Raw genomic sequence first — 10,434 nt, 5'->3', positions numbered from 1 at the left:
CGACGCCCTCCACCGCGCGCTTAGCGGTCCCACGCAAGACACACCCGCACGGCCCGCAACCGAAACCGATCCGGATTAGTCGGGCGCGCCTGCCGCCTTCAGATCCTCGTAGCGCTTGACCGATTTCAGCATGTGTTGGCGGGCCGCGCGCCGCGCCGCGTTCGAATCGCCCGCTTCGATCGCGGCATAGATTGCCTCGTGATCGCGGTTGATCGTGCGGGCGTGGCGCTGGTGCTTCTTCGGTTCGCTGCCCTGCAGGTAGAGTTTGCGCGACGGAACCAGCCGCACGCCGAGAAACTGGGTGAAACGCAGGAAATAGTCATTGCTCGTCGCGCGCGCGATCGCGGCGTGGAAGGCGGCATCGGCCGCGACCGAACCGTCGACATCAATGCTCGAATCCATCGCCGCCAACGCCCTGCGCATCTCGGCCAGGTCGTCGTCGGTACGCCGCTCGGCGGCAAGGCCCGCCATCTCCATCTCGAATCCCATGCGCATCTCGAGCAGGCGCAGCACGTCGTCGATCTCGCTGACCTCGTCCGGGGTCACCTGAAAGGCGCGATACTGCGCGCCTTCGGCGACATAGGCGCCCGATCCGCGCCGCGAGATCAGCAAGCCGCGCGCCGCGAGCCGCGAATAGGCCTCACGCACAACCGTGCGGCTTACCCCGAAGCTCTCGGTGATCGCCTTCTCGGTGGGGAAGCGCGAACCGGGGGGCATTTCGCCCCGTTCGATCTGTTGTTCGAATCGCTGGACCAGATCGTCGGCCAGCGACGCCGCTTTGGTCGCCATGACGCGAGCGTTACCATCGCCCGCGCGAGCTTGGCTAGGGCCGGAAATCGGGTTGTTGTTCATTGACATAGGCTTGCCATGCTTCGCGCGTCGCGAAATCCTGCCCGCGATCCCATGCCGCACCGGCATGATAGACGAACGGCTTGCCCGGCGTGACGCGCAGCAGGATCAGATAATTGTCGGCATCCTCGGCAAAGCCAGCAAAGGCTGCCGGATCGACCATCACTGCCGCTGCCATCGTGCCCTTGGTGGCGTCGGTGGGGCCCCACCAGCTCATCCGCGCATGGCGCTCGTCCTTTACGATCTTGCCGAGTTGAGCCCCCGCGATCGGGCGCTTGGAGATGCCGATGCCGACGATCAGTTCACCTGCACGGTTCGATCGCAGCGTCGAAGTCATGCGGGTGAAGTTTGTGCCCGCTGGCAGGGTGAAGCGTCGCGTCTCCGACACGCTTCGCAGGACATCGACCGGCCATGCTTCATAGTCGACGGTGAAGTCGGCCACTTGTGGCCCGGCGCTGGCGATGCGTGGCCGCACATAGTTGCGTGACGTCCATAATTTGTTGTCGTGCCAGATGCCGAGGCCGCCGATCCCGCGCCCGGTGCCGACATTATAGAAGTCCAGTCCCTCGCCATGGTCGGCATGCTGGTCGCCGGTACGCAGCTGCCGGTCCATATAGGGCCAGCGCACCCGCTTGCCCCACGCGTCGATGCCTGAGGAGGAGGGCGGCTCGGCCTTCTCCAGCGCGCGCGCGTAGATGCGGAAGGCGATCCGGTCGTTCTCCCACAACAGGTCGCCATAGCGATAGTCGGCGATACTCACCGCCGCGCGCGCCTGCTTCTCCGCGTCCGTTGCAGGCCGCAATGGCTTGTGATCCTGCGCCAGCGCGCTGCCGGCAACGAGCATGAGAAGGAGGGCGGCCCGCCGCATCACCAGCTCCACATCGTCCCGTCCTCCAGCCGGTTCACGGGCAGATAGGCACGATCATAGGGGAATGTTTCCGCCAGCGCCTCGTCGATCTCGACGCCAAGCCCCGGCGCGTCGCCCGGGTGCAGCATCCCGTCCGCAAAGCTGTACCCGTGCGGGAAGACCGCATCGGTCTCCGCGGTGTGGCGCATATATTCCTGGATGCCGAAATTGGGGATGGCGAGCCCCAGGTGCAGCGCCGCCGCCATCGTCACCGGCGACAGGTCGGTCGCGCCATGGCAGCCGGTGCGCACCTGATGCAGATCGGCCAGCGCCGCGATCTGGCGCATATGGGTGATCCCGCCTGCGTGGAGCACGGTCGCGCGGATATAGTCGATCAGCCGGTTCTCGATCAGGCCCTTGCAGTCCCAGATCGAGCTGAAGATCTCACCCACCGCCAGCGGCGTCGTGGTGTGCTGGCGGATCAGCCGGAACGATTCCTGATCCTCCGCCGGGGTCGCGTCCTCGATCCAGAAGGGGCGATAGGGCTCCAGATCCTTGCCCAGCCGCGCGGCCTCGATCGGGGTCAGCCGGTGATGCACATCATGCAGCAGGTGGACGTCCCAGCCCAGCGCTTCGCGCGCCGCGGCGAACAGCTCGGGCACGACGCGCAGATACTTTGAGGTCGACCAGAGATTCTCGCTCGGCAGCGCGGCGTCCGCGGGTTCGTAGAAATATTTGTCCTTCGACACGCCATAGGTCGACGCCATGCCCGGCACACCGCATTGCAGCCGGATCGCCTTGTAGCCCTGTAGCTGATAGTCGAGCGCGGCCCTGATCGTGTCCTCGATCGTGGTGCCGTTGGCATGGCCATAGACCATGCAGCCCTCGCGGCTCGCTCCGCCCAGCAACTGATAGACCGGCAGCCCCGCCAGCTTCCCCTTGATGTCCCACAGCGCCATGTCGACCGCAGCGATCGCGGCCATCGTCACCGGCCCGCGGCGCCAATACGCGCCCTTGTAGAGATACTGCCAGATATCCTCGATCCGGTGCGCGTCGCGCCCGATCAGGCAGGGGACGACATGCTCGGACAGATAGGCCGCCACTGCCAGCTCGCGCCCGTTGAGCGTCGCGTCGCCGATCCCGGTGGTGCCGTCGTCGCACTCGACCTTCAGCGTCACGAAATTGCGCCCCGGACAGGTCACGATCACGCGGGCAGACACGATCTTCGGCATTCCATCCCCTTCTTTCGCCAGAGCCGCTGTCGGCGCGGTAAGTTGTGTGACAACATTATTGACTCGTACGACAAAAGAAAAGAGGAATGTTACCGGTGTCACGCGCAAGGGCGCGGGCTCGAATCGAGGGAGAGGGAAGTGGCCGGAGCGAGCGGGATTCGAGGGACGGGTAGCGAGCCGGGCGTTAGGATGTCGGCATGAGTTTGCTCCTGCTCGCGCTCGCCACGCCCGCCGCAATCGTTGATGCGCAGCCAGCCTTGCCGCAGCCCGCCGCGATCCTCGCGCAGACGCGCCGCGTCGCCGACTGGCAACTCGCCAATCGCAACAACTGGGCGGCGATCCCGGCTGCCCGGCCCAGCGCGCGCGATCCGCGCGGTTGGGAGCAGGCTGCGTTCTGGATCACGCTCAGCGACCTCGCCGCGCGCGACCCGCGCTATGCTAAGCCGCTGCTCGATCTCGGGCGCGAGCTGAACTGGCGGCTGGGCGACCGGCCCTTCCACGCCGACGACCAGCTGATCGCTCAGGCGTGGATCTGGGCCGCGCGCAACGGGGCGGGACCGGCCGCGCTGGCGCCGACGCGCGCCTATTTCGAGCATGTCTTCTCGAACCGCCCCACCGGCAGCCTTGAGTTCATTCCCACCGCACCGGGCAAGGGCTCGTCGAAATGCACCGATCGCTGGTGCTGGTGCGACGCGCTGTTCATGGCGCCGCCGACCCTGCTTCAGCTGGCGCGCGTCACCGGCGATCAGCGCTATGCCGATTTCGCGCATACCGAGTTCAAGGCGACGACAGACTATCTCTACGACGCGAACGAGAAGCTCTATTTCCGCGACAGCCGCTTCTTCGACATGCGTGACGCCAAGGGGCGCAAGCTATTCTGGAGCCGGGGCAATGGCTGGGTGATGGGCGGGCTCGTCCGCATGCTTCAGGCGATGGATGCCAGGGACCCCAAGCGGCCCTATTATGAGAAACTGTTCCGCGACATGGCGGCGCGCTTGCTGCCGCTGCAGAAGGGCGACGGCTATTGGCCGGCCTCGCTGCTCGACAATGATCCCGGCACACCGCCCGAAAGCAGCGGTACCGCCTTCTTCACCTATGCCTTTGCCTGGGGTATCGACGCCGGGCTGCTCGATCGCGGCGCCTATCAGCCCGCGGCGATCAGGGGGTGGGATGCGCTCAATCGCGCCGTGCAGCCCGACGGGATGCTCGGCTGGGTGCAGCAGGTCGGCGACCGTCCCGACAGCGTCTCTGCAACGGAGACGCAATTCTACGGATCGGGCGCATTCATCCTTGCCGGCACCGCGATGTACGATCTGGCGCGCAAGGCGAAGCGCTGATGCGGAAGCTGGTTTGCGTACCCGTGTTTGCCGCGCTGCTCATGGCCAATGCGTCGCCTGCCGATCGCTGGGCGGGCAAGCCGCACGGGCCGGTCTATGCAGTCGACGTCGCACCGATGGACCGCACCGTCCGCACCCGGCTGATGCCGCAGGTCGAAGCCCTGATCGAACAACTGCTGCGCGAAAGGCGTGGCATGAAGCTTAGCGGCGTCGCGGTGTTCGAGAGCGGTGACAAGTTCCTGCCCGGCAAGATCGCCGCGGCGATGGCCTATCGCATCACCACGCTTGAGAAGGGCGATCCGCGGCTCGACCAGCGCTTGCGGGATTTCGCCGATATCGCCGAACTGACGCTCGACGATACCAACGACAGCTGGGGCATTTATTACTATGTCTCGGCGCTGCACGACCTCAACGAGCGCGGCCTGCTGACCCGCGCGCTTCGTCCCGAGACGCTGGCGAAGCTCAAACAGCGGCTCGACTGGCGCCGCTTCGTGCGGCCCGACCTGACGCTGATCGATCTGCCCAACAATTATTACGGCGTCGCCTTCTCGATCGCGCGGCTGCGTTATCTGATGAACTGGGAGGACTCCAGCGGCGGCGATCAGCTGCTTGCCCGCACGCTCGATCATTACCGCAAATATTCAGGCGAGTTCGGCTTTGCCGACGAGACCGAGGGCAAGGGCCGGTTCGATCGTTATTCGGTGCTGCTGATCGGTGAGATCGCGCACCGGCTGATCGAGACCGGCATGACGCCGAGCGACGAGGTCAAGGGCTGGCTGCGCAAGTCGGTCGACCTGCTGCTCCCGCGTTTCAACCTGACGGGCGAGGGGTTCGAATATGGCCGCAGCATCGGCGCCTATGGCGAGAGTGCCTTTATCGAGGTGCTGACTGCCGCCGCCCTGCTCAAGGTGCTGACCCCGGAAGAGGAGCGCATGGCCTATGCCTTCTCCAGCCGGATCAGCGCGCGTTACATGGACTTCTGGGTGAACCCTGCGACCGGCTCGGTCGACCTGTGGGGGCAGGGGCGGCGCACCGACGCCTATCGCGGCATTCACCGCATCTTCGGCGAGAATCTCAGTCTCGCGCGCCAGCATATCTACACCAACGCGATCTGGAACCGGCTTGGCTATGCCGGTCGCGCGCCCGATTCCGGCTATGCGAAGTGGCTGGAGACGCTGCCGCGCTCTACCGTCACCTGGTTCGCACGGGGCGAGTATGACCGCGCGCTGGTGAGCGTGCGCGATCGCGGCCGGCTGATCGGCCTGCCGGTCATCAACGGGGCGGAGGGGCAGCATCTGCATAACCCCTATTTCCCGGTGCCCTTCTCTCCCGGGATGCTCGCCGGATCGGCGGACGCGACCTACCCGCACCTCGTCCCGCGCATCACGCTGACGGACGGATCGGTGCTGATGCCGCTCGCCTTCTTCAAGGATGTGCGCGTTACCCGCCGCGGTGCGGTGACCGAAGTTAGCTGGCGACAGGACGCGCTCGACCGAATGGGCAAGGACGATGCGCGGTCTGATCGCCGCGCGAGCATCGAGACGCGCTACACGCTCGCCCCCGGCCGGATCACCCGAAGCGACCGGCTTCGCCTCGCGCCCGGTGCGCGTGCAGTGAAGGTCGAGCTTGAATTTGCGAGCTTCTCCCGCACGCCGTCGGTGCAGGCGGGGCGGGTCAGGTTCGCCAGCGGCGAGGTGCGCGGGTTCGCCGCCAATGGCTATGGCAGCTGCTCGGCAGGGTTACCGCAATCCCCCGAATATCGCGCGCCCACCGGCGCCTTTGCCACGGTGGTTCGCTGTGCGCGGACGGCGATGCCCACGCCCGGCGGCGTCATCGCGCTCGGCTGGGAGTTGTCCTACAACTAGGCGTGGCCGCGATTGACAGGGTTGATATAGTTGTCATACACATCTGTGAAATCGCCATTGGCCAGCTTCGGAGGATTCGGATGAAATCATGCTTCGGAGCACGGCTGTGATCGACCTGGGCTGGACCATCCCTCTCTCGGTTCTGGCCGCCACCGCCGCTGTGGGTGTTCCATCTGCAGCGGCGGCTTTTCCTTCCGCGCCGGTCTGTCAGGGGAGCGAGGGCTATGCCGTGGCGTTCGGCGGCCGCCGCACCTTCACGCTGCGTCCCGGTGAGCTGGAGGCGATCAAGGCGTCGCTGGCCAGCGATCCCGTCATTGCCAAAGCCTATCGGGCGCTGCTTGCCCGCGCCGATCAGGCGCTCGCGCGCAAGCCCGGCTCCGTCGTCGACAAGAGCACCATGCCGCTCTCCGGCGATCGCCGCGACTATATGAGCCTCGCGCCCTATTGGTGGCCCGATCCCGCCAACCCGGGCGGTCCCTATATCCGCCGCGACGGGCAGGTGAACCCCGAGCGTGAGACCGGCCGGTTCGATCGCGTCGCGCTGGGCCGGATGGCGGACGACACCGACACGCTCGGCCTCGCCTATTATTACAGCGGCGACCGCAACTACGCCGACAAGGCCGCGGCGCTCATCCGGACGTGGTTCCTCGATCCGGCCACGGCAATGAACCCCAATATGACCTATGCGCAGGCGGTGCCGGGGCGGGAGACGGGCCGCGCCGAGGGCGTGCTCGACACCAGCGGGCTGATCGCGATGATCGATGCGGTCGGGCTGATCGGACCGTCCGGCGCGCTGTCGGCGGACGAGGTCAAGGCGCTGGAGGGCTGGTTCGCGCGCTATGTCGACTGGATGCGCACCAGTCCGAACGGCAAGGCGGAGGCCGCGGCGCGCAACAATCACGGCATCTGGTACGATGCTCAGATCGCCCGCTTCGCGCTGTTCGCGCGCCGCGACGATATCGCCCGGCAAACCGTCGGCGCCTTTGCCAAAGCGCGGATCGAGCCGCAGGTCGATCCTTCGGGCGCGCTCCCGCACGAGCTGACCCGCACCCGCAGCTTCCACTATTCGATCTACACGCTCGATGCCGCCTATCATGTCGCCGACAGCGCGGCGTGCCTCGGCACCGATCTCTATGGCGCTGAGGTAGCGGGCCGGTCGTTGCGCAAGGCAACCGCTTATGTCGCGGCCTATCGCGGGCGGCAGGCCGAATGGCCGTACAAGGAGATGAAGTGGCCCGCGCAGGGCCTCGACGGCCTGCTCACCCGCGCCGATGCGGCATGGGGGCCGGGCGCCTATCCGCGTGCGGCGGGCGGGGACATGGTGCTGCGCTACCGCCGCGCGCAATGATTCTTCGCCGAACCCTGCTCGCCGCACCGCTGCTTGCGCTGCCCGCGATGGCGCGCATGCCCGGCTTCGACCTGCGTGCGATCGAACGGCGGCGGGTGATCCCGCAGGCGCAGGCGATGCTTGCCGCGCCACCCCGCACCATCGCCGCGATCCCCGCTCCGCGCAGCCCGGCGGGGCGGCACGATTATTATTCGGAGGGCGATTACTGGTGGCCCGATCCGGCGAATCCCGGCGGACCCTATGTCCGCCGCGACGGGCGTTCCAACCCCGACAAGTTCGACGGGCATCGCGACGCACTGATCCGCTTCGGCCGGATCGTGCCGATGCTCGCCGCCGCCTGGGATCTGACTGGCGAGGCGCGCTATGCCAACGCCGCGATCCGGCATCTGCGCGCCTGGTTCGTCGATCCGGCGACGCGCATGAACCCCGATCTCCAGCACGCGCAGGCGATCATCGGCGTCAATACCGGCCGCGCGATCGGGGTGATCGACACGCTCCAGATCGTCGAGGTTGCGCGCGCCGCCAGCCTGTTCGCACGCCGCAAAGCCCCCGGCTATGCTGCGATTCGTAAGGGCGTGGAGGACTGGTTCGCGCGCTATCTCGACTGGCTCACCGCCTCCCCCTTCGGGATCGAGGAGCGCGATCAGGCCAACAATCACGGGACCTGCTGGCTGCTTCAGGCCGCCGCCTTCGCCGCGCTCGTCGGCCGCGCCGATGTACTGATCGCCGCGCGTGAGCGGCTCAGGACCGTCATCATCCCCGCCCAGATCGCGCCCGATGGCCGTCAGCCGCTCGAGCTCGCGCGGACCAAGCCCTATGCCTATTGCCTGTTCAACCTCGACGTCCTCGCCGCCTCGGCCTGGCTGTTGTCGGAGGGGAAAGGCGATCTGATCGGCTGGCGCACCCCGGACGGCCGCTCGATCGGGCAGGCGATCGCTTTCATGGCGCCCTATATCGCCGACAAGTCCAAATGGCCGTTCGCGAAGGACATCGAATATTTTGACGGTTTCCCCGTGCGTCACCCGGCGCTGCTGTTCGGCGCCCGCACACTCGACCGTCCGGACTGGCTGCATATCTGGAGCGGCCTCAACTCCGACCCCGCGATCGGTGAGGTGATCCGCAACTTCCCCGTCCGCCAGCCTCTGCTGTGGATCGATCAGACGCGCAGGTAGCGGAAGTACCACACCTCATGCCCCTGCCGCCGCGCCTTGCGCTCGTAGCGGGTCTCGGGCCAGTCGTCGGGACGGGTGAGGAAGTCCTTCGCTTCCTTCGCCTGCCACTCGAAGTCGCCGCGCTGGTTCATCACCATCATCGCCCAGCGGCAATAGGTCGGATCGTCGGTCCCCAGCCGGAACTCGCAGCCGGGCTTGAGCTTCGCCGCGATCAGGTCGAGCGGTCCGTGATTGACCATCCGCCGCTTGGCGTGGCGCGCCTTTCGCCAGGGATCGGGGTGGAGCAGATAGACGCGCTCCAGGCTCGCGTCGGGCAACCGCTCGATCACCTCGAGCGCGTCGCCCATGTGCAGCCGCACATTGGCCAGCTCGCCATCGCGGATATGCCCGAGCGCGCCGACCACACCGTTGAGGAACGGCTCGCAGCCGATGAAGCCGTGATCGGGCCGCATCGTCGCCTGCCCGGCCAGATGTTCGCCCGCGCCGAAGCCGATCTCCAGTTCCAGCGGGCGTGCGTCGCCGAACAGCGACGTCGCGTCGATCGGTCCGGCCTCGGGCACCGAGACCTCGGGGAGCATCTCCTCGACCAGCGAAGCTTGCCCGATGCGCAGCTTGTGGCCCTTCGCCCGGCCATAGAGGCGGCGGATCTTCGCAGGATCGTTCATGGCGTGCGGCCCTAGCGGCGCGCGCGCCGAAAGGGAACCGCGGTTACTTGAAGGTCGCCGAATCCAGCGTGAGCGTGCTCTTTCCCCAGGTCGCGACCCGCGAAGTGACCTGCCCTTCGAGGATCTTGCTCAGCTCGACGGGTTCGGGCAGCCGGTCGCGGCCGAGATAGTTGATCGTCTCGCCCGGTAATACGATGCTCACCGCCCAGCCTCCCTTGCCGGCCCCGAGCAGGCCGCTAAGGCTCGGCCGCGTCCACACCGCTCGTCCGGAATCGGTGAACGCGAGCAGATAGCTGTTCTCGCTCTCCACCGGGCGATAGACCAAAGCCGGGGCCTTGACGGCGCGATCGCGGCACCAGGCAACCGGCATTGAGTCCCTGGTCTCTTCCTTGTCCTTCTTGTCGCGCACGCTCGCTGCCATCAACGCATCGATCAGGGCGGACGCGCCATCGGCCTTCACCGGCTTCGACGCGCCGTTGAGTTTGAGGGGTGTGGTGCAATCTGCGATCGCGGCGGCGGCGGGGGCTGGCTCGATCTTGCCGGGCCAGCCGATCGCCGCGACCACCTCGTCCAGCCTCCGGGTCAGCGATGCGACCTCGAGGGTTGCCGAGGAATAGCGGATCTTCACCAGCCATTCGCCGACCGGGACGATCGCCAGCGCCGTGCTGCGATAGGGCGCATCTGACAGCGTCCATGCCGCCTTGAGACCCGAGGCGGTGGCCTGGCCGGGCGGGGTGAAGGTCAGCGGCATCTCGAACCGCGTCTTGCGTCCGAACGCCGCCCGCTGCTCGATCGAATTGCTCGACACGTCGAACCACAGCGATGGGACGCCCGACGTCACCCGGTAGATATAGACCGACACCTCTTCGTTCGTGTCCGCGGGGAAATAGCGGAAAGCAACGTCAAGCTGCGGTTTCACATATTCCTGGCCTTCGTTGCGGGGGAAACCCAGCAAGGTCGCAGGCAAGGTAATCCCGCTATTGTCATGCTTGAACGGCTTGCCCGCCTCGGCCTCAAGCGGTGCGGGTTTCGTCTGGGCGAGCGCGGGTATGGCGCCGGCAATCAGGATTGCGGCGATCACGCGAAAAGCCATGTCAGTCTCCCCCATTTCCGCACGAA

At 66.6% G+C, this 10,434-nt stretch carries 9 protein-coding genes; 4 read left to right on the top strand and 5 right to left on the bottom strand.

Going from position 1 to position 10,434, the window contains the following annotated elements; all coding sequences use genetic code 11:
- Window positions 1-75: 75 nt before the first annotated feature.
- Genes AC07NK_RS20135 through manD form a run of 3 tightly spaced genes read right to left on the bottom strand, consistent with a single transcriptional unit; the run spans window position 76 to window position 2,928 of the window.
- On the bottom strand, window positions 76-789 hold the full coding sequence (locus tag AC07NK_RS20135) for a FadR/GntR family transcriptional regulator (RefSeq protein ID WP_495172417.1): 714 nt from the start codon (window positions 787-789) through the stop codon (window positions 76-78).
- 34 nt (window positions 790-823) lie between these two features.
- On the bottom strand, window positions 824-1,717 hold the full coding sequence (locus tag AC07NK_RS20130; protein WP_495172416.1) for a DUF4861 family protein: 894 nt from the start codon (window positions 1,715-1,717) through the stop codon (window positions 824-826).
- Window positions 1,717-2,928, bottom strand: coding sequence for a D-mannonate dehydratase ManD (manD, locus tag AC07NK_RS20125; protein WP_495172415.1), 1,212 nt, complete (start codon window positions 2,926-2,928; stop codon window positions 1,717-1,719). The genes AC07NK_RS20130 and manD overlap by 1 nt, the downstream gene beginning before the upstream one ends.
- A gap of 197 nt (window positions 2,929-3,125) precedes the next feature.
- Here manD and AC07NK_RS20120 point away from each other — a divergent pair, with 197 nt between their 5' ends.
- From AC07NK_RS20120 to AC07NK_RS20105, 4 genes are all read left to right on the top strand, one after another.
- Complete coding sequence (locus tag AC07NK_RS20120) at window positions 3,126-4,265, top strand: glycoside hydrolase family 88/105 protein (RefSeq protein ID WP_495172414.1); 1,140 nt, start codon at window positions 3,126-3,128, stop codon at window positions 4,263-4,265.
- Window positions 4,265-6,130: a hypothetical protein gene (locus tag AC07NK_RS20115; protein WP_495172413.1), complete on the top strand. Its 1,866-nt coding sequence runs from the start codon at window positions 4,265-4,267 to the stop codon at window positions 6,128-6,130. The genes AC07NK_RS20120 and AC07NK_RS20115 overlap by 1 nt, the downstream gene beginning before the upstream one ends.
- Before the next feature lie 88 nt (window positions 6,131-6,218).
- Window positions 6,219-7,478, top strand: coding sequence for an alginate lyase family protein (locus AC07NK_RS20110; protein WP_495172412.1), 1,260 nt, complete (start codon window positions 6,219-6,221; stop codon window positions 7,476-7,478).
- On the top strand, window positions 7,475-8,650 hold the full coding sequence (locus AC07NK_RS20105; RefSeq protein WP_495172411.1) for an alginate lyase family protein: 1,176 nt from the start codon (window positions 7,475-7,477) through the stop codon (window positions 8,648-8,650). The genes AC07NK_RS20110 and AC07NK_RS20105 overlap by 4 nt, the downstream gene beginning before the upstream one ends.
- On the opposite strand, the gene trmB is transcribed toward AC07NK_RS20105, so the two are convergent.
- Both trmB and AC07NK_RS20095 read right to left on the bottom strand, forming a co-directional pair.
- Window positions 8,635-9,315 carry a tRNA (guanine(46)-N(7))-methyltransferase TrmB gene (gene trmB / locus AC07NK_RS20100; protein ID WP_495172410.1) on the bottom strand — a complete coding sequence of 227 codons (681 nt, stop codon included), beginning with the start codon at window positions 9,313-9,315 and terminating at the stop codon, window positions 8,635-8,637. The genes AC07NK_RS20105 and trmB overlap by 16 nt on opposite strands.
- 43 nt (window positions 9,316-9,358) lie before the next feature.
- Complete coding sequence (locus tag AC07NK_RS20095) at window positions 9,359-10,408, bottom strand: hypothetical protein (protein WP_495172409.1); 1,050 nt, start codon at window positions 10,406-10,408, stop codon at window positions 9,359-9,361.
- Between the last annotated feature and the right edge of the window lie 26 nt (window positions 10,409-10,434).

The sequence above is a fragment of the Sphingomonas sp. GW821-FHT09B04 genome, assembly GCF_059418285.1.
The sequence above is the reverse complement of the archived record's forward strand: the minus strand, read 5'-3'. Positions and strand labels throughout refer to the sequence as shown.

Coding starts and splice junctions, on each gene's coding strand:
- AC07NK_RS20135 (WP_495172417.1), bottom strand. CDS start 789: ATGGCGACCAAAGCGGCGTCGCTGGCCGACGATCTGGTCCAGCGATTC.
- AC07NK_RS20130 (WP_495172416.1), bottom strand. CDS start 1,717: ATGCGGCGGGCCGCCCTCCTTCTCATGCTCGTTGCCGGCAGCGCGCTG.
- manD (WP_495172415.1), bottom strand. CDS start 2,928: ATGCCGAAGATCGTGTCTGCCCGCGTGATCGTGACCTGTCCGGGGCGC.
- AC07NK_RS20120 (WP_495172414.1), top strand. CDS start 3,126: ATGAGTTTGCTCCTGCTCGCGCTCGCCACGCCCGCCGCAATCGTTGAT.
- AC07NK_RS20115 (WP_495172413.1), top strand. CDS start 4,265: ATGCGGAAGCTGGTTTGCGTACCCGTGTTTGCCGCGCTGCTCATGGCC.
- AC07NK_RS20110 (WP_495172412.1), top strand. CDS start 6,219: ATGCTTCGGAGCACGGCTGTGATCGACCTGGGCTGGACCATCCCTCTC.
- AC07NK_RS20105 (WP_495172411.1), top strand. CDS start 7,475: ATGATTCTTCGCCGAACCCTGCTCGCCGCACCGCTGCTTGCGCTGCCC.
- trmB (WP_495172410.1), bottom strand. CDS start 9,315: ATGAACGATCCTGCGAAGATCCGCCGCCTCTATGGCCGGGCGAAGGGC.
- AC07NK_RS20095 (WP_495172409.1), bottom strand. CDS start 10,408: ATGGCTTTTCGCGTGATCGCCGCAATCCTGATTGCCGGCGCCATACCC.